This window comes from Streptomyces sp. NPDC036984, assembly GCF_055607665.1.
Genome location: NZ_JBVJRL010000004.1, coordinates 110,112 through 127,836 on the forward strand (window position 1 = coordinate 110,112; position 17,725 = coordinate 127,836).

General features: G+C 72.1%; 13 protein-coding genes. 7 read left to right on the forward strand and 6 right to left on the reverse strand.

Going from position 1 to position 17,725, the window contains the following annotated elements; translation table 11 throughout:
* Positions 1 to 8 precede the first annotated feature (8 nt).
* Together ACZ7DL_RS09910 and ACZ7DL_RS09915 are read right to left on the reverse strand one after the other, a co-directional pair.
* Entirely contained in the window at positions 9 to 3,320 is a 3,312-nt protein-coding gene (locus ACZ7DL_RS09910; protein WP_470772949.1) for a S8 family serine peptidase, read from the reverse strand.
* A 154-nt stretch (positions 3,321 to 3,474) separates the two neighbouring features.
* Complete coding sequence (locus ACZ7DL_RS09915) at positions 3,475 to 4,017, reverse strand: CGNR zinc finger domain-containing protein (protein ID WP_470772951.1); 543 nt, start codon at positions 4,015 to 4,017, stop codon at positions 3,475 to 3,477.
* 109 nt (positions 4,018 to 4,126) lie between these two features.
* Between ACZ7DL_RS09915 and ACZ7DL_RS09920 the strand changes: the two genes are divergently transcribed.
* From ACZ7DL_RS09920 to ACZ7DL_RS09945, 6 genes are all read left to right on the forward strand, one after another.
* Positions 4,127 to 4,573 (forward strand): VOC family protein, encoded by a 447-nt coding sequence (locus ACZ7DL_RS09920; protein WP_470772953.1) that lies wholly within the window; start codon positions 4,127 to 4,129, stop codon positions 4,571 to 4,573.
* A gap of 2 nt (positions 4,574 to 4,575) precedes the next feature.
* Entirely contained in the window at positions 4,576 to 5,514 is a 939-nt protein-coding gene (locus tag ACZ7DL_RS09925) for a pyridoxamine 5'-phosphate oxidase family protein (RefSeq protein ID WP_470772955.1), read from the forward strand.
* On the forward strand, positions 5,499 to 5,981 hold the full coding sequence (locus ACZ7DL_RS09930; RefSeq protein ID WP_470772956.1) for an NUDIX hydrolase: 483 nt from the start codon (positions 5,499 to 5,501) through the stop codon (positions 5,979 to 5,981). Before ACZ7DL_RS09925 ends, ACZ7DL_RS09930 begins: the two co-directional genes overlap by 16 nt.
* Positions 5,982 to 6,181: 200 nt before the next feature.
* Positions 6,182 to 7,936 carry a TIGR03767 family metallophosphoesterase gene (locus ACZ7DL_RS09935; RefSeq protein WP_470772957.1) on the forward strand — a complete coding sequence of 585 codons (1,755 nt, stop codon included), beginning with the start codon at positions 6,182 to 6,184 and terminating at the stop codon, positions 7,934 to 7,936.
* Positions 7,937 to 8,027: 91 nt separating this feature from the next.
* On the forward strand, positions 8,028 to 9,167 hold the full coding sequence (locus ACZ7DL_RS09940) for a serine hydrolase domain-containing protein (protein WP_470772958.1): 1,140 nt from the start codon (positions 8,028 to 8,030) through the stop codon (positions 9,165 to 9,167).
* 151 nt (positions 9,168 to 9,318) lie between these two features.
* Positions 9,319 to 10,512 (forward strand): glycosyltransferase, encoded by a 1,194-nt coding sequence (locus tag ACZ7DL_RS09945; protein ID WP_470773570.1) that lies wholly within the window; start codon positions 9,319 to 9,321, stop codon positions 10,510 to 10,512.
* A gap of 3 nt (positions 10,513 to 10,515) precedes the next feature.
* Here ACZ7DL_RS09945 and ACZ7DL_RS09950 read toward each other — a convergent pair whose 3' ends face one another.
* The 3 genes from ACZ7DL_RS09950 to pepN form a co-directional block, all read right to left on the reverse strand.
* Entirely contained in the window at positions 10,516 to 11,325 is an 810-nt protein-coding gene (locus ACZ7DL_RS09950; protein ID WP_470772959.1) for an SGNH/GDSL hydrolase family protein, read from the reverse strand.
* 187 nt (positions 11,326 to 11,512) lie between these two features.
* Complete coding sequence (locus ACZ7DL_RS09955) at positions 11,513 to 12,562, reverse strand: hypothetical protein (RefSeq protein WP_470772960.1); 1,050 nt, start codon at positions 12,560 to 12,562, stop codon at positions 11,513 to 11,515.
* A gap of 207 nt (positions 12,563 to 12,769) precedes the next feature.
* Positions 12,770 to 15,352, reverse strand: a complete 2,583-nt coding sequence (gene pepN / locus ACZ7DL_RS09960; protein WP_470772961.1) for an aminopeptidase N — start codon at positions 15,350 to 15,352, stop codon at positions 12,770 to 12,772.
* A 138-nt stretch (positions 15,353 to 15,490) separates the two neighbouring features.
* Here pepN and ACZ7DL_RS09965 point away from each other — a divergent pair, with 138 nt between their 5' ends.
* Entirely contained in the window at positions 15,491 to 16,153 is a 663-nt protein-coding gene (locus ACZ7DL_RS09965) for a mycothiol-dependent nitroreductase Rv2466c family protein (protein WP_470772962.1), read from the forward strand.
* A gap of 130 nt (positions 16,154 to 16,283) precedes the next feature.
* Here ACZ7DL_RS09965 and ACZ7DL_RS09970 read toward each other — a convergent pair whose 3' ends face one another.
* Positions 16,284 to 17,711: an FGGY family carbohydrate kinase gene (locus ACZ7DL_RS09970; protein WP_470772964.1), complete on the reverse strand. Its 1,428-nt coding sequence runs from the start codon at positions 17,709 to 17,711 to the stop codon at positions 16,284 to 16,286.
* Positions 17,712 to 17,725 lie beyond the last annotated feature (14 nt).

Genomic DNA, 17,725 nt, shown 5'->3' on the forward strand with positions numbered 1-17,725 from the left:
TCACCCCGTTACGGCGTGACCTTCTCGATCTTCACGTTGGCGATGCCCGCGACCGTGCCGCGCGCGTTCACCAGCTGCACCCGGCCGAAGAACTCGCGGCCGGCCGGAGCCTCCGCGGCGGCCGTGACCTGGCCGGTCAGCGTCGCCGAGTCGCCCGTGCCGAGCGTGACCGGCCCGGAGCCGTCGACCGTGACGGAACCGAGCGAGGAGGAGAAGAACACGTCCCGGTAGTCGTAGTCGGTCGAGCCGGACGGCACCGAGTAGCCCACGACCTCGATGGTGTACTTGCCGGCGGCCGGGGACGGCACGGAGACCGCCTCCTCCGAGTCACCGTCGGCGGACTGCGCGACCTGCTTGCCGCTCGCGTCGTACACCGTCAGGTCGAGGTCGGCCGCGGCGTCGGAGACGTGGCCGATCGCGACGTCCAGGGACGTGGCGCCGGCCGGGACCTCCACCGTGCTGGTCTGCGTCTCACCCTGCTTGATGGCCGGGCGGGTCGCCTTGGCGGAGCCGAGCGGGCCGCCGACCAGCTTGCCGTCCAGCGGGGCGTACGTGTTGGTCACCTTCCAGGAGGCGGTGGCCGGAGTGCCGACCTTGGCCTCGGGGACGGTCACCGTCTCCGGGTCGAAGGCCGCGCCGAGGACGGAGACGTCCAGCTGGTACGGGTTGTCGAGCAGCGGGGACGTGCGCCGGGACTCGACCTCGATCTCCCAGACGCCGGGCTGCGGGTCGGCGTACGCCCGCACGTCGGGCTTGCAGCCGTTGCCGTCCAGGTAGTTGTTGTAGCAGTACGGGGTGCCCGTGGTGTCGGACGGGACGCCGTAGGGGTGGATGGCGACGAACCGGGTCTGGCTCTTGTCCTTCAGCCCGCCGATCGCGACCTCCAGCGACTTCGCGCCCTCGGGCACGGTCACGAAGTACGACCGCGTGCTGTTGCGCTGCACCGAACCCGAAGCGGAGTAGGTGTACTTCACCGGGGCCGCGACCACGACCGTGGAGAGGATCTGCTTGTCGACGCCCTCGGTCTTCGGGTCGTCGACCTCCAGGATCGCGCTCTTGATGCCCGCCGACCGCGGGGCCGCCCGGACCTTGACCGTGACCGGCTGGTTCAGCGGCAGCTTCACCACGTCGTCACCGACGATCCGGAAGGTGTGCCCGGCGTTGTTCTCGAAGTGCAGCTCGTGCCGGACCGCCTTGTCCGGGCCGGACGTACGGGTGATGGTCACGTCGTACGTCTTCTTCTCGCCCGCCTTCAGGCCGCCCTCGCGGTCGTACAGGCCGGTGCCGAAGCCCGGGGTCTTCAGGGCGTTGTCGATCGCGGTGTCGACCGGCGCCTTGACGACGTAGTTCATAGGCACGGCGTCGTGCGCTGTGGCGCCGTCCTTGATGGACTCCCACGCGTCCACGATGTTGATGAGGCCCGCGCCCTCCTCGTACGCCTGCACACCCTTGATGTGGTCGGCGGTCGAGGTCAGAGCGGTCCGCAGCGTGGCGGGCGTGAGGTCGATGCCCTTCTGCTTGGCGGCGCTCAGCAGCAGCGCGGAGGCGCCGGCGGCCTGCGGGGAGGCCATCGAGGTGCCCTGGAGCATCGAGTAGCCGGCCGGCAGCGAGTAGCCCGCCTCGGCGACCGGGGAACCCGGCAGCCAGGTCTGGGTGGTGTTGATCGCGGCACCGGGCGCGCTCAGGGTCGGCGTGAAGCCGCCGTCCTCACGCGGGCCGCGCGAGGAGAAGGGCATCATCGCGTACTTCTTCTCCACCGCGGAGCCGTAGTTGGCGGCCCAGGTCTCCTTGGAGATCGCCGCGCCGACCGAGATCACCTTGTCGGCGAGGCCGGGGTCGCCGATGGTGTTGGCGCCGGGGCCGGAGTTGCCGGCGGAGATCACCAGCTGGACGCCGTAGGTGTCGATGAGCCGGGTGTACAGCTCGGCGCGCGCGTTGTTGCCGTCGTTCAGCGCGGGCAGGCCGCCGATCGACATGTTGACGATGTCGACCCCGCGCTTGGTGACGAGGTCGATCATGCCCTCGGTGAGGGCGACGTTGGTGCAGCCGCCGGTCCAGGTGCAGGCGCGGGCGGAGACGAGCTTCGCGCCGGGGGCCGCGCCGTTCATCTTCCCGCCGAACAGGCCGTTGGCGGCGGTGATGCCGGCGACGTGGGTGCCGTGCTCGGACTCGATGACGCCGATGTTGACGTAGTCGGCCTTGGCACCGGTGGAGTTGTAGACGACGTCCTTGCGGGTCTCGACCACGAACGGGACGCGCTCGGCGACGTCCGTCGACGGGTCGTCGGTACCGAAGTACCCGACCTGGTAGCCGTCCTTGTACGGCTTCATCGCCGGGTCGTCGGTGAAGTCCAGGTTGTCGTTCGTGTCGACGCGGACCGTGCCGGCGGCCGGGTCGTACAGCACGCCCCAGGCGTCGGTGGTGTCGCCGTCGCGGTTGAGGTCGCCCTTCTCGTCACCGCCGGCGGTGGCGGACTCGTACATGTAGTTGAACTTGTACGAGCCGTCGGGGGCCGTGAACTTCTCGGTGCCCTGCGAGGTGGTGGTGATGGAGAAGGACGGGCCGGCCGCGGCGGTGGTCATCCGCCGCCAGGTGCCGTCGCTGTCGGAGACCGGGTCGGTGGCGGTGACCCAGTCGACGATCTTCCGCTCGCCGGTGGTGGTCTTCTGGAGCGCCGGGTGGCCGAGGTCGATGCCGGAGTCCAGGATGCCGATGGTGATGCCGCGGCCGTCGGCCTTCGGGTGGTCCTCGACGAAGTCGACGGCACCGGTCTCGAAGGACGGGTTGTACGGGTTCTCCGCCGGGGTGTTCTTCCCCGGACCCCGGTAAGTGCCCTTGGCCGCCGCGGACTTGCTGCCGTTCGGCGCCGGGTCGTCGAGCGGGATCTCCTGCTTGAGGTCGATCGCCTGCACGGAGGACAGCTTCGCGGCGGCGGCGATGGCCGAGTCCGCCTTGGCCGTCGGGACGGTGGCGCGGACGTAGCCGAGCTTGTCGTCGGTACGGCCCACCAGGCCGCCCTTGACCGCGTCCAGCTCGTCGGCGACCTGCTCGGTCCTGCCCGGCGAGGTCGCGATCATCATCGTGACGTTCTTGTCGCCGTCGGCCTTGGCCTCGGCGAGCAGGCCGGCGTCGTCGGAACCGAGCTTGTCGTCGGCGGACTTGACGCCGGGGTCGGCCGCCGGGGCGGGCGGCGTGTCCGCGGCGAGGGCCAGGGGGATGGGCCCGGCCGCGGACAGGGCGGCCACGACGCCCACGGCCACGGCTATGCGGGCCAGGCGTCTCGGGCCGGGTATGGGATCACGCTCGGGCGTGTGGGTCATCGGCATCCCTCAGGTAAAGGAACGAGCGGACGAGAGCGCTCAGCCTTACCCAAGGGTTCGTTATGTGGGGACCGTTGACCGAATCGATATGAATGTATGGGGAAAACCCGCGATGTGATGTGTGCGGATCCAGCCTGTTTCGCCCGGAATTCGCTCAGTTCTCCTTCGTGCGGGCGTAATGCCGGGACGCCTTGGCCCGGTTGCCACACGCGGCCATCGAGCACCAGCGGCGGGTGCCGTTCCGGGACGTGTCGAAGAAGTACAGGATGCAGTGGGCGCCGGCGCAGGAGCGGATCCGGTCCGGGCCCCGGGTGAGCAGATCCAGGTAGTTCCGGGCGGCGAGCCAGGCTGGGCCCCAGGCCGGGTCGGCGAACTCGGGCTCCTCGGCCGGGTGGCCGGCGTCGGTCAGCCGGGCCCGGATCCGGCCGTGCGCCAGGACGGCGTCCACGAGCGGCGCCGCCTGTGCGGGCGACCCGTCCACCGCGGCCTTGATCGCCTCGCGGGCCACGCGCAGATGGCGCAGCGCCTCGGCGTCGGCCGGATACGTCCCGGCCAGCCCGTTGCTCGCCAGCCACACCGCGAGGCCGTCCGGGTCCGCGAGCAGGTCCTGGACGACGCCGGTGTTCCACCGGGTGTTGAGCAGGTCGAGCGCGAGGGGTTCACCGGTGAGCGGGCGGGGGTCACGGATGGCGGACATCGGGCACTCCTTCTCGGCTAACCCCTCAAGCGTACGTGACCGGTTGACTCCGTCCGAACTAACCACCTACTGTGATGCACGACGGTTAGACAGCTCGAAGGGGAAAGCCATGACCTTGCGCACCGCGCACATCGGCGTGAACGTCACCGACCTCGACCGCTCGCTCGCCTTCTACCGGGACGTCCTCGGCTTCGCCCTGCTCGCGGAGGGCAAGGAGGACGACCGGCGCTTCGCGTTCCTCGGTGACGGCAGCGGCCAGCCCGTCGTCACCCTCTGGCAGCAGGCCGAGGGGTCGTACGACCGCGACCGGGCCGGCCTGCACCACCTCGCCTTCCTGGCCGACTCCGTGGACCGGCTCCGGGAGTACGAGGCGGCACTGAGGGCCGCCGGGGTCGAGTTCGCCCACGACGGCGTGGTCGCCCACCGGGAGGGCGCGGCCTCCGGCGGGATCTTCTTCCACGACCCGGACGGCACGCGGCTGGAGATCGCCGTACCGCACGGCCTCGATGGTGCCCCGGCCCCGCACGCCTCCGCACCAACCTGCGGCTTCTTTTAGCCATGAGCGGGTACCACGCCGGCTCGCGGGCCGTGCAGGACGCGGTCGGCGTGCGCGAGCGCGCCGACCACGTCGGCCGCTCGCTCGGCCAGGACATCAAGGCCGTCGCGGCGGCCTTCCTGGAGCTCCAGCCCCTGCTCGTCGTCGGCGCGGCGGACCCGGTGACGGGCCGGGTGTGGGCCGCACCGCTCACCGGAACCCCCGGGTTCGTCCGCGCCACCGGCCCCCGGCAGATGTCGGTCGCCCTCGCGCGGGCGCGGTCGACCACGGGCCCGGGGCCGGGCGACGGCCCGGCCCACCCCCTCGCCACGGCCCTGGAAACCCCCGGCACGCCCGTCGGCACCATCGCCCTCGACCCCCGCACCCGCCGCCGGATGCGGCTGAACGGACGGCTCCGGCCCACGGTCCGCGGCTTCGCGGTCGAGGCGGACCAGGTGTTCTCCAACTGCCCCAAGTACATCCAGCGCAGAGAGCGCTACGAGACGGTCGCCGGCCGCACCCCCGGCCCGTCCCGCCGGTCGGCCCGACTGGGCCCCGAGGAGACGGAGTTCGTCCGGGCCGCCGACACCTTCTTCCTCGCCACCGTGCACGCGAACGGCGCCGACGCCAGCCACCGCGGCGGCAACCCCGGCTTCGTCCGTGTCGTCTCACCGCACGAACTGGCCTGGCCGGACTACCCCGGCAACGCCATGTTCCTCAGCCTCGGCAACCTGCGCGCCGATCCGCGCGCCGGGCTGCTCTTCCTCGACTGGGAGACGGGTACCACGCTCCAACTCACCGGCGAGGCCCGCACCGGCTTCTCCGCCGACGGCGAGCGGACGGTCCGCTTCACCCTCACCGAGGCCCTGTGGACCCCGGCCGCCGTGCCGCTGAGCTGGTCGGCGCCGGAGTACTCACCGGCCAACCCGCCCGCTAACGTCGGGGAATGCGACGAAAGTTGAGGGTGGCGGCCTACGCCGTGTGCGTCCGCGACGGACGGATCCTGCTCGCCCGCTCACCGGCTGCCGACGGCACCCCCGAGTGGGTGCTGCCCGGTGGCGGCATGGAGCACGGCGAGGACCCGTACGACACCGTCCGCCGCGAGGTCACCGAGGAGACCGGCTACCGCATCGAGGTGACCGGTCTGCTCGGCATCGACTCCTCCCACCGGGTCTTCCCCGGTGGGCGCCTGCGCCGGCGCACCGACCACCACGGGGTGCGCCTCCTCTACACGGGCGAGGTCGTCGGCGGCGAACTCCGCCACGAGATCGGTGGTTCCACCGACTTCGCCGCCTGGCAGGACCTGGACGCCGTACCAGGACTCACCCGCGTACGGCTGGTCGACGTGGCCCTGCGGCTCTGGCGCGAACGCCCGGCCCACGGACGTCTGGAGGACCTTCCCCTGCCCCGGCAGATGAACGAGGAGTGACCGGCCCCCGGCCGCCCGCGATCCACTCCATGACCGCCTCCGGTACCCCGTGATCCACGTACGGTGATCGGCGCTGCGCGTTGCCGCCGCGTTCACGCACAGGTCATTCCCGATGCCAACGATCCACAGTGAGCGGGGCGTTCGCGTCCGCGACGGCCCGCGACCACTGCCGACGCGTTCGCACTCGGGGAGACCGCGCCATGTCGCGCATACGCTCTGTCACCGCCTCCATCCCGGGGGTCCACCGCCGTACCGTCCTCGCCGCCGCCGGAGCGGTCTCGCTCTCCGCGGGCGTCGGCTACGCCCTCCGTGCCACCGACAGCCAGGCCGCCACGGCCGGCACCGAGGCGCCCGTCGCGCACTCCCGGCAGGCAGCGGCGGCGACCCCGCTCGCGCCCTACACCAAGGGCACCACGCTCGCCTCCGTCGCCGCCCCGAGGAACAGCTCCGGCTACCGCCGCCTCGGCGACGGGCCCGGCTGGAAGCGGGTCGTGCGCGGCGAGCTGGCGGCACCCAAGTCCGGCCGGGCCGGCCGCCGTACGGCGCTCGCCGCATTCGTGCAGTTCACCGACCTGCACCTGATGGACGTCCAGCACCCGCTGCGCCTGGAGTACCTGCGCGCCCACGACGTGCACGCCTGGCGTCCGCACGAGGCGCTCACCGTGCCCGGCGCGATCTCCCTGGTGGAGCGGGTCAACGCGCTGCGCGGCGCTCCCGTCACCGGCGCCCCGCTGCACTTCGTGATGACCACCGGCGACAACACCGACAACAACGCCCACTCCGAACTGGAGTGGTTCATGAAGGTGATGAGCGGTGGCCGCATCACGCCCGACTCCGGGGACCCCCGGCACTACGAGGGCGTGCAGAACAGCGGCCTGAAGCTGTACTGGCAGCCCGGCTCCACCACCCGCGACCACGACAAGGCGCTCGGATTCCCGCACCTGAAGGGCTTCCTGGCCGCCGCGACCCGCGAGGTGCGAAGCCCCGGCCTGAAACTGCCCTGGTACTCCACGGTCGGCAACCACGACGCCCTCCCGCTGGGCTGCTACGGCTCCCACGGCGACCCCTACCTCGCCGAGGCGGCCATCGGCGGAAGGAAGCTGATGAGCGTCTCCGCCGCCGACGCCGGAAAACTCCAGGACGCCATCAAGAACGCCAAGGACCCCAAGGGCGCCGGCTACCGCGACTTCCTCAAGGCCCACGCCCGGTCGATGCGCTCGGTCACCCCGGACGAGAAGCGGGCCCCGTACACCCAGGCCGACTACCTGAAGGCCCACCTCGACCCGGCCCACCAGGGCCTCGGCCCGGCCGGCCACGGTTACTCCTCGGCCAACCTGGACGCCGGCACCCAGTACTACGCCTTCCGCATCTCCGACGACGTCATCGGCATCAGCCTCGACACCACCGACGCCGGCGGCCACTACGAGGGCTCCCTCGGCACCGCCCAGCTGAAGTGGCTCGACAGGACGCTGAAGGACAACAAGGACTCCTACGCCGTCGTCTTCAGCCACCACACCAGCAAGACCATGACCAACACCCGCCCCGACCCGGCCCGCCCGGGGGAGAAGCGGCACGGCGGCGCCGAGGCGGTCGCGCTGCTCTCCTCCCACGCCAACGTCCTGGCCTGGGTGAACGGCCACATCCACAAGAACGTCATCACCCCGCACAAGGCCGCCGGCGGGCGCTCCTTCTGGGAGATCTCCACCGCCTCGCACGTCGACCACCCCCAGCTCGCCCGGATCATCGAGCTGGTCGACAACAAGGACGGCACGATCTCCGTGTTCACCACCCTGATCGAGTCCGCCGCCCCGCACCGCACCGACTACGCCGACCTCTCCCAGACCGGCCTCGCCGCCCTCTATCGCGAGCTGTCCTACAACGCCCCCGGCGCCAACAAGGCCCTCGCCGGCAGCGCGGCCGACCGGAACACCGAGCTGGTGCTCAAGAAGGGCTGATACTCACTCAACCCGCCCGCCCCGGGCAACGCTCGCGCACCCCCCACGGTCCCTTCCCCCGACCGATCACGACCACAGGTTGGGGAAAGACATGCGCGTGCGTACAGCCACGGTGGGCGCCACCGCCCTGCTCCTTGCGGCGGCCCTGGCGGCCCCGGCCGTCGCGGCCTCCGGGGGGAGTCCCGGGGGCGGTCACTCCGCCACCCGCAAGGCGATCGAGGCGGCGGTCGAGGCAGGGGTGCCCGGGGTGACCGCCACCGCGCGGGACACCCACGGCACCTGGTCCACGACCGCCGGCGTGGGCGACACCCGCACGGGCAAGCCGCGTTCGGCCGCCGACCGTTACCGCGTCGGCAGCATCACCAAGACCTTCGTCGCCACCGTCCTGCTCCAGCTGGAGGCGGAGGGCCGGCTGTCCCTGGACGACACGGTCGGCAGATGGCTGCCCGGCGTCGTCCGCGGCCACGGCCACGACGGCCGCCACATCACGGTCCGCCAGCTGCTGAACCACACCAGCGGCATCTACAGCTACACGTCGGACGAGGAGTTCGGCCGCACCTACTTCCTCAAGGACGGCTTCTTCGAGCACCGCTACGACACCCGCACTCCGCGCGAACTGGTGGCGATCGCGATGCGGCACCGGCCGGACTTCGCACCGGGCACGTCCTGGAACTACTCCAACACCAACTACGTGCTCGCCGGCATGGTGATCGAGAAGGTGACGGGCCGCTCGTACGCCACCGAGATCCGGCACCGCATCATCGACCCGCTGCACCTGACGGCCACCTCCCTGCCCGGGACGAAGGTCACCGTGCCGCGGCCCAGCAGCCGCGCCTACTCCAAACTCGCCGAGACGACGACGGGCCCCACCTACGACGTCACGGCCCTCAATCCCTCCATCGCCTCAGCGGCCGGGGAAATGATCTCGAATTCCGCGGATCTCGACCGCTTCTACAGTGCTCTGCTGAGCGGAAAACTCCTTCCGGCGCATCAGCTGAAGAAAATGAAGACCACCCGGAAGATCGACGGCGCTCCGCACACCCGCTATGGCCTCGGCCTCAGCGAGACCACGCTGACCTGCGGTGTGCACGTCTGGGGCCATGACGGCGGCATCCACGGCTCGTCGTCCTCGGCCGTGACGACGGCGGACGGCCGCCATTCCCTCGCTCTCAATTTCAACGGGGACTGGACCGGCGACACGTCCGCCGTGATCGAGAAGGAATTCTGTTAGCCGACGTTTCATTCGCGTAGTTCTGCGTTAACACGTACGCAATGTCCGTACCGCCTCATATCGGCTAACCCGCTGCGAACGGGGATGGCTCGATCTTTTTGATCCTTTATGCAAGGCGGGTGGTCGTGTGCGCGCGAGGCACGAACTGCGTGTGCTGTCGGTCTACGAGGGGTTCTTCTCCGGGGGAGCCCGGATCGTGCACTCCGACGTCGTTCTGGGACTGGCCGAGGGCGGCCAGTCCCACCAGGTGCTCAGCATCCACGGCGAGGTCCACCGGGAGACCACCCGGCAGCGCATGGAGGACGACGCCTGCTACCGGGCGCTGACCGCCGGCGGCGTCGGCGTCACCTCGCTGGGCCGCACCGCCGGCCTGGTGGACGGCACCGTCGCGGCGAACGTTTTCAGCGGGCCGGAGCTGGCCGAATCGGCGCGGTCCATGGCCGCGGCGGACGTGATCCTTTCGCTGAAGGAGCAGCCGCTGGCGCTGCTCAACCAGGCCGGGCTGCCCCGCCGCCCGGTCGTGGTCGGCCTGCACCGCTCCGACCCGGAGAACCAGGGCCCCGCCCTGGACGAGCTGAGGGCCGCCATCGCCGACGGCACGGTCGTGGCCTGCGTCTGCTGCGCCGAGTCCACCCGGGCCGCCTACGAGGCGGCCGGCATCCCCGGTGAGGTGCTGCACGTCATCCCCAACGGCGTGGACCTGCTCCGGTTCCGTCCGGACCCGGCGGCCCGGCAGGCGTTCCGCGCGTCCCTCGGGATACCGGCGGCGGCACCGGTGGTCGTCTTCGCGGCCCGCTACGCCGCGATGAAGAACGTCCCGCTCCTCCTGCGGGCCGCCCGCGCCTGGCTCGCCCGCGAGCCCGAGGGCCGGGTCCTGATGTGCGGCGCGGGCATGACCGACACGAACCCGGCCCTGTGGGCCGACATCGAGATCGCGTTCGGCGCGGACCGGCAGCTCGCGGAAAGGATTCGCCTCCTCGGCGTCCGCGGCGACATGGAGACCGTCTACGCCGGCGCCGACGTCGTCGCCCTGACCTCCGTCTCCGGCGAGGCGGCGCCGCTGTGCCTGATCGAGGGCATGATGTGCGGCGCCGTCCCCGTGACGACGGACGTGGGCGACAGCGCGGAGATCGTCCGGGGCCACGGCTTCGTGACCCCGCCGGACCCGGAGGCCATTGCCCGGGCCTGGGCGGCGGCGGTCGCCGGCCGCACCCGTATCGCCCCGGCGCTGGCCGCGAGCCGTGAACGCTTCAGCCGTACCCGCATGATCGCGGCGTACGCCGCGCTGCTCGACGGCGTCCACACGAGGACGTCCCGCCTGCCGACACTGCCCGATGTGGTGTAGCGGTCAGGAGACGCTGGTGAGGACCGGGAGGTAGCCGAGGGACTGTCCCGGGGCCGTGGGGTGGTACGACTCGGTGATCGCCAGGACGTCGACGCTGTGCAGCCAGGGGTGGGACGAGCAGATCTCGTGGCCGGCGAAGGCGGCGGTGACGTCGGCGAAGGTGAACCCGTGGTCGGCGGCGCGCTTGGCGATCACCGCGTTGAGGTGGTCCACGCCGTCGTTGAGGGCGGCGCGTGCGGTGTCCGGAAGGCCCACCGCGCAAGCGCCGCTGAGCTGGTACAGGCGCGGATAGCCGAGCACCACCACATCGGCGGCGGGCGCCCGCTCCCGGATGGCCGAGTAGAGGCGGTCCAGGTCGGACGTCAGCTGCCCGTCCATCGTGGCCCGGGAGCGGGAGACGGCGGACAGGCACCCCTTGGCGCCGCCCAGCGCGCAGCTCGCCATGACGCCGGCGAAGCCGGAGTCGCTGCCGCCGACGGTGAGGGTGACCAGGCCGGTGCGTGCGTTGAGGTGGCCGAGCTGGTCGGTGAGGACCTCGCTCGCGCCGGCACCGTTGCACGCGGCGAAGCTGAACGACGACGGCGCGTGGGCCTCGGCCCACAGCACGGGGTAGGCCCGGCTGCTGCGCTTGCACTCCCTGCCGGAGGCCAGGTAGTCGCCGGCTCCGACACCGGAGGAGTAGGAGTCGCCGAGGGCCACATAGCCGGTGGCCGCGTTCCGGGGCGCCACCTGCGCCGTCGCGGGGTCGGCGAAGGCGCATGCCGCCGCCAGGAGGAGGGAGGCCGCACCTGCCGCTATTCGGGACTGGCTCATGTGTCTCCTCTATCGCGGGGCCGCCCGGCGCCGCCCGTGGTGCTCGGCCGCCCGGGTGAACCGTCACCCGGGTGGCCCAGCAGAAGTGGACCGGGGCGGCACACGCGAGGAGGGGCCACCGGTGTCCGGCCCGGTGGCCCCTCCGCTCCCCTCCTGCCGGCCTCGCGGCCGCTGCCCTGGTCCGTCACTACCGGGGCAGCGCCACGACATACGCGGCCGGGTCGCGGTCGCCGGCCGCCATCAGCGCCGTACGCACCACCGCCGCCTGCTGTTCCAGGGAGTCCCGCAGCTTCTTCGGGGTGATGTACACGACCGTGATGCCGAGGCGCTCCAGGTGCTCGCGCTTGCGGGCGTACTCCGACCACAGCGCGTCGTCGTCCTGCCGGTGGTCCTGCCGGGGTGCTCGGGTGTCGAGTTCGACGGCGACCGCCTGGTCCGGCCAGTAGGCGTCCAGCCCGCCCAGGTGCGGGCCGCCGGGCAGGCGCAGGTCGACGTTCCAGACCGGGTCGGGCAGGCCGTACTCGGCGACCATCCGGTAGAGGCGGTCCTCGGCGATCGACCGGCCCTCCGCGAGCAGGGCGTCCACCGCGTCCACCACGTGCGGCCGGTTCAGCAGCTTGGCCTGGGTCAACTCCCGTACCACCGCAGCCGGTTCGCAGTGCCGCCCGCGCACCGCCTCGGTGAGCAGCCGGCCTACCGCCTCGGCGTCCGTCAGCTCCGCCACCGCGTCCGCCACCGCCCGCGGCACCGGCGCCACCGGCAGGCCCGTCACCACCTGCGGGGCGGGCAGGTCGGCGGTGCGCAGGACGCGGACGTAGCCCGTGGAGCGCAGCCGGCGCAGGCGCGGGACCAGGACGTCCACGCGGTCCAGGGAGAGCAGCGGCGGGGTGGACGAGAAGCCGTGCAGGGTCAGCGCCGCCAGGCCGGTGATCACCGCCTCCGCGTACAGCGGCCGGTGCGGGCTCTCGGCCGTCGGCTGGACCGGGACGCTCGGCTCCGTCGCGCGGGCCGCGTACAGCAGGGCCCCGTGCAGCCGCTCCTCGCTGGTGGGCGGGCCGGGGTGCAGCAGGACGACGTGCGGGAGCAGCTCCCGCCAGGGGCCGCCGGGACGGCACTGCTCGGTCAGTTCGGCCTGCGTCACGCCGTGGGCGCGCAGTTGGACCGCCGTCAGGACGCGGCGGTGGACCTCGGAGAGGTGGCGGAGGGGGCGGGGGGAGAGCGGGGTGTTGTGCGTCATGGCCTCGAGATTCCCGCGCCCGGCCCCGTCCGTAACCGCTGTTACACGCCCGTCGAGGGATGCGGACAAGACGGGACTAAAGGTCAGGTGTTCGGATGCCGAGTGGGGGCCGAAAACCCCTGGTCCGATCGGGTGCGGACCAGGGGTTACGGTTGTGTTTGCCCGAATTTCGTAACGGTCACCGACCGGGCAAGCTCAGGCCAAAGCTCATCGGTCGACGGCCGCCGTATCGCACGCCTGTGCGCGCAGCGCCCGCGCCAGATCGTCCCGCGCCTCCAGCACCAGCCGGCGCAGCGCGGGCGCCGCGTCCTGATGCGCCTCGAGCCAGGCGTCCGTCGCCTCCAAGGTCTCCTGACGGTCCTGGAACGCCGGGAACAGACCCCGGACCACGTCCATGCCGATCTGGATCGACCGCTCCCGCCACACCCGCTCGATCACCGCGAAGTACTTCTCCGCGTACGGCGCGGTCAGCTCCCGCTGCGACGGCTGGCCGAAGCCCGCGATCGTCGCCTCCACCAGCGCGTTCGACAGCGCGTCGGACTCCACCACCTGCGCCCACGCCTGCGCCTTGACCGCCGCCGACGGGCGGGCCGCAAGACAGCGCACCTGATGCCGCTTGCCGGACGCCGTGTCGTCCCGGGACAGTTCCGCCGCCAGCACCGCCTCGTCGGCCGCCCCGTGCGCGGCCAGCGGCTCCAGGAACGCCCAGCGCAGCTCCTGGTCCACCTCCAGACCGTCGATCGAGGTCGTCCCGTCCAGCAGCTCCCCGAGCAGCGCCAGATCCGGCTCGGCAGCGGCCACGGCCGCGAAGAACCGCGCCCACGCCAGCTGGTGCTCGCTGCCCGGCCCGGACGCCCGCAGCTCCCGCAGCGCGCCCTCGGCCAGCAACTCGCCGCCGGCCGCCCGCCACTGCGGCGCCGCGTAGTGCACCAGCGCCGAGTTCGCCCAGGCGTGCAGCATCTGCAGCACACCGATGTCCGACTCGCGGCCCGCGAACCTGAGCACCAGGTCGATGAAGTCCCGCGCCGGCAGCAGCCCGTCCCGGGTCATGTTCCACAGCGCCGACCAGCTGAGGGCCCGGGCCAGCGGATCGGTCAGCGCGCCCAGGTGCGTGCGCAGGGTGGCCAGCGAGGTCTCGTCGAAACGGATCTTGCAGTAGGTCAGGTCGTCGTCGTTGACCAGCACCAGCTCCGGCGCCTGGGCGCCCGCCAGCTCCGCCACGACCGTGCGCGGCTCGTGCACGTCCGTCTCCACGCGCGCGTACCGCTCCAGAGCACCCTCGGGCGTACTGCGGTACAGGCCCACCGCGATCCGGTGCGGGCGCAGCTCCGGGTGCGACTCCGGAGCCTCCTGGACGATGGCCAGCTCGGCGATCCGCCCGCCCTCGGTGTCCAGCAGCACCTGCGGGGTCAGCGAGTTGACGCCCGCCGTCTGGAGCCAGGACCGCGCCCACCCCGACATGTCCCGGCCGCTGGTCTCCGCCAGCACCGCCAGCAGGTCGCCGAGGCGCGTGTTGCCGTACGCGTTGCGCTTGAAGTAACGCCGGGCGCCCTCCAGGAACGCGTCCTGGCCGACGTACGCCACCAGCTGCTTCAGCACCGAGGCACCCTTGGCGTAGGTGATGCCGTCGAAGTTCAGCTTGGCGTCCTGGAGGTCCCGGATGTCCGCGGTGATCGGGTGGGTGGACGGCAGCTGGTCCGCGCGGTACGCCCACGCCTTGCGGCGGTTGGCGAAGGTGATCCACGCGTCCTTGAAGCGGGTCGCCCCCACGTTCGCGAACGTGCCCATGAAGTCGGCGAAGGACTCCTTCAGCCACAGGTCGTCCCACCACACCATGGTGACCAGGTCGCCGAACCACATGTGCGCCATCTCGTGCAGGATGACGTTGGCCCGCGCCTCGTACGACGTCTGCGTCACCTTCCCGCGGAAGATGTACTCCTCCCGGAAGGTCACCAGCCCCGGGTTCTCCATCGCGCCCAGGTTGTACTCGGGCACGAACGCCTGGTCGTACTTGCCGAACGGGTACGGGTAGTCGAAGTGGTCGTGGAAGAAGTCCAGGCCCTGCTTGGTGACCAGGAAGACGTCCTCGGCGTCGAAGTGCGGGGCCAGACCCTTGCGGCACATCGCGCCGAGCGGGATCTCCAGCTTCGTGCCGTCCTCGAAGGTGCGGGTGTAGGAGTCCGTCACATAGTGGTACGGGCCCGCCACCACACACGTGATGTACGTCGAGATGGGCTTGGTCTCCGCGAACCGCCAGACCCCGTCGGCCAGTTCGCCGGCGCCGTTGCTCCACACCGTCCAGCCCTCGGGCGCCCGCACCTCGAAGCGGTACGGCGCCTTCAGGTCCGGCTGCTCGAAGTTCGCGAACACCCGCCGGGCGTCCGCCGGCTCGTACTGCGTGTACAGGTAGACCTCGCCGTCCTCCGGGTCGACGAAGCGGTGCAGACCCTCGCCGGTGCGCGAGTAGGCGCACCGGGCGTCCACCACCAGCTCGTTCTCCGCGGCCAGGTCCTCCAGCGCGATCCGGGAGCCGTCGAAGACCTCACCCGGGTCCAGGTCCCGGCCGTTGAGCGAGACGGAGGTCACGCCGGGGGCGATCAGGTCGGCGAAGCTCGACGCGCCCGGCTCGGAGCAGCGGAACCGGATGGTGGTCACCGAGCGGAACGTGCGCGGCTCCCCGTTACCGTCACCGACGGCGGACCTCAGGTCCAGGGACACCTCGTAGCCGTCGACGGACAGCAGGGCGGCCCGCTCCCGGGCCTCGTCGCGGGACAGATTCTCACCGGGCACGGACGGCACTCCCTCGTGAACGCGTGGATGGCGGCTGAACAGGACCGATCCTGCCATGTGCTCCTGACGGGGGCAGCAGGGAATGCGGATGGCGGCGATCTCGTTGACCTTTCAAAAGACGTTTCGCTGAGGAGACCCATGTCCGAGACCGCCCCCTCGTCCGGCAAGACCCCCGTCGACTTCTGGTTCGACCCGCTGTGCCCGTGGGCCTGGATGACCTCCCGCTGGGTGCTGGAGGTGGAGAAGCTCCGCGACATCGAGGTCCGCTGGCACATCATGAGCCTCGCGGTCCTGAACGAGGACAAGCTGGACGAGCTGCCCGAGGAGTACCGGGAGATGCTCGCCACCAAGGCGTGGCAGCCGGTCCGCGTGGTCACCGCGGCCTGGCAGAAGCACGGCGAGGACGTCCTCGGCCCGCTCTACACCGCGCTCGGCACCCGCATCCACAACAACGGCGAGGGCCCGACCCGTGAGGCCGTCGCCGGCGCGCTCGCGGACGTCGGCCTGCCCGCCGAGCTGATCGACTACGCCGACCAGGAGGACTTCGAGTTCGACGCCGAGCTGCGCGCCTCCCACAAGGAGGGCATCGAGAAGGTCGGCCAGGACGTCGGCACGCCGGTCATCGCGCTGCCCGGTCCCGACGGCGAGCAGATCGCCTTCTTCGGCCCGGTCGTCACCCCCGCCCCCACGGGCGAGGAGGCGGCCCGCCTGTGGGACGGCACGATCGCCGTGGCCTCGGTACCGGGCTTCTACGAGATCAAGCGGACCCGCACCAAGGGCCCCGACTTCAGCAACCTGTAAGTCCCGCTCGGTGCAGCGCTCCGAAGGGGCGCGGGGCTGTACCGGCATGCGGCTCCGCCGTGCGGGCGCGACCAGTCACGACGGTGCCGCAGACAACCGAGGGCATGACCCGGCAGGTCCGGCGGAGCGCTCAGCGCCGGGCCCGTTCCCGCGCCCCGGCCAGCAGTTCCAGGTGCTCCTCGTAGCCCTTGGCGTAGTACGCCACCCGGTCCGGGTCGGGTTCGACGATCCGGGCCGGCCGGGTCCACTCCCCGGCGTCCAGCGGGACGCCGCAGCGCGCGGCGGCCGCCAGCACCGCGCCCCGCGCTCCCACCTCACCCTCCACCACCCGCAGCGGCCGGCCCAGCACATCGGCCAGCAGCCCCGTCCAGGCGGGGCTGCGGGTGCCGCCGCCGCACACCGCCAGCGAGCCGGTCAGGCCCGCCGCCGCCAGGCAGTGCCGGGCCGCGTAGCCGATGCCCTCGCAGGTCGCCCGGACAAGGTCGGCGGGTGTCGACTCCAGGGACACGCCGAGGAGTTCGGCCCGCAGCCCGGGCGCCACGAAGGGGGCCCGCTCTCCGGACGGAGCGAAGTACGGCAGCACCCGCACCCCGTGCGCGCCCGGCGGGGCGGCCGCCAGCAGCCCGTCCAGCTCCTCGTGCCGGGCCCCCGTCGTGCGCAGCACCCAGTCCAGGGCCGCCGTGCCGACCATCGCCGGCATCGCGCGCAGCCAGTGCCCGGGCCGGTCCGTGGAGATGTACAGGCCCGCCGGCTCGCCGCCCAGGTCCGGCTCGGTGGTGGCGACCAGGCTCGCCAGACAGGTGCCGACGATCAGCAGTCCGTCGCCGGGCGCGGTGACCCCGGCGCCGAGCGCACAGGCGGGCAGGTCGTACGGGCCGTTCGCCAGCCGGGTGCCGGCCGGCAGGCCCGCGCCGCGCGCCTCACCGGTCGCGATCGGGTCGCCGATGCCGGGCAGCAGCCCGCGCCGGTGGGTCAGCCCGAGCAGCTCCACCACCCCGTTGTCGTACGACCGGGTGCGCGGGTCCAGGAACGGCATCGACGCGTCCGACACGTCCGTCACCGCCCGCCCGGCGCCGGTCAGCCGCTGGAACACCATGTCCTTGCAGTAGACGGCGGCCGCCGCCGCGTCCAGGGCCTGCGGCTCGTGCCGGTCCAGCCAGGCCAGCAGCGGCCCCGGGCAGCCCGGGAACATCGCGCTGCCGGTGCGCCGGAAGACCGTCTCGAACGTGCCGTCCGCCAGCCACCGGTCCACCAGCTCATGGGCGCGGCCGTCCATCCAGGAGATGGCCGGCCGCACGGGCCGCCCGGCCGCGTCCACCAGCCACACCCCGTCGCCCTGCCCGGTCAGCCCGGCCAGCTCCACCGGCTCCGGCACCCGCGCGGTCAGCGCCCGGAGCACGGCGACGACGGCCTCGTAGACCTCCGTCATGTCCTGCTCGACGGCTCCGCCCCGTAAGTCCAGCCCCACCGGCCGCGCCTCCACGGCCAGTTCCCGGCCGGCCCGGTCGAAGGCGGCGGCCTTCACCAGGGACGTGCCCGCATCGATCCCGACGAACATGCCAAGCCTCCCGG

What these genes read in the sequence shown, in the direction of transcription:
- ACZ7DL_RS09950 (WP_470772959.1), bottom strand. Translation starts at nt 11,325, where the DNA reads ATGAGCCAGTCCCGAATAGCGGCAGGTGCGGCCTCCCTCCTCCTGGCG.
- ACZ7DL_RS09935 (WP_470772957.1), top strand. Translation starts at nt 6,182, where the DNA reads ATGTCGCGCATACGCTCTGTCACCGCCTCCATCCCGGGGGTCCACCGC.
- ACZ7DL_RS09910 (WP_470772949.1), bottom strand. Translation starts at nt 3,320, where the DNA reads ATGACCCACACGCCCGAGCGTGATCCCATACCCGGCCCGAGACGCCTG.
- ACZ7DL_RS09970 (WP_470772964.1), bottom strand. Translation starts at nt 17,711, where the DNA reads ATGTTCGTCGGGATCGATGCGGGCACGTCCCTGGTGAAGGCCGCCGCC.
- ACZ7DL_RS09930 (WP_470772956.1), top strand. Translation starts at nt 5,499, where the DNA reads ATGCGACGAAAGTTGAGGGTGGCGGCCTACGCCGTGTGCGTCCGCGAC.
- ACZ7DL_RS09940 (WP_470772958.1), top strand. Translation starts at nt 8,028, where the DNA reads ATGCGCGTGCGTACAGCCACGGTGGGCGCCACCGCCCTGCTCCTTGCG.
- ACZ7DL_RS09955 (WP_470772960.1), bottom strand. Translation starts at nt 12,562, where the DNA reads ATGACGCACAACACCCCGCTCTCCCCCCGCCCCCTCCGCCACCTCTCC.
- ACZ7DL_RS09965 (WP_470772962.1), top strand. Translation starts at nt 15,491, where the DNA reads ATGTCCGAGACCGCCCCCTCGTCCGGCAAGACCCCCGTCGACTTCTGG.
- ACZ7DL_RS09915 (WP_470772951.1), bottom strand. Translation starts at nt 4,017, where the DNA reads ATGTCCGCCATCCGTGACCCCCGCCCGCTCACCGGTGAACCCCTCGCG.
- ACZ7DL_RS09920 (WP_470772953.1), top strand. Translation starts at nt 4,127, where the DNA reads ATGACCTTGCGCACCGCGCACATCGGCGTGAACGTCACCGACCTCGAC.
- ACZ7DL_RS09925 (WP_470772955.1), top strand. Translation starts at nt 4,576, where the DNA reads ATGAGCGGGTACCACGCCGGCTCGCGGGCCGTGCAGGACGCGGTCGGC.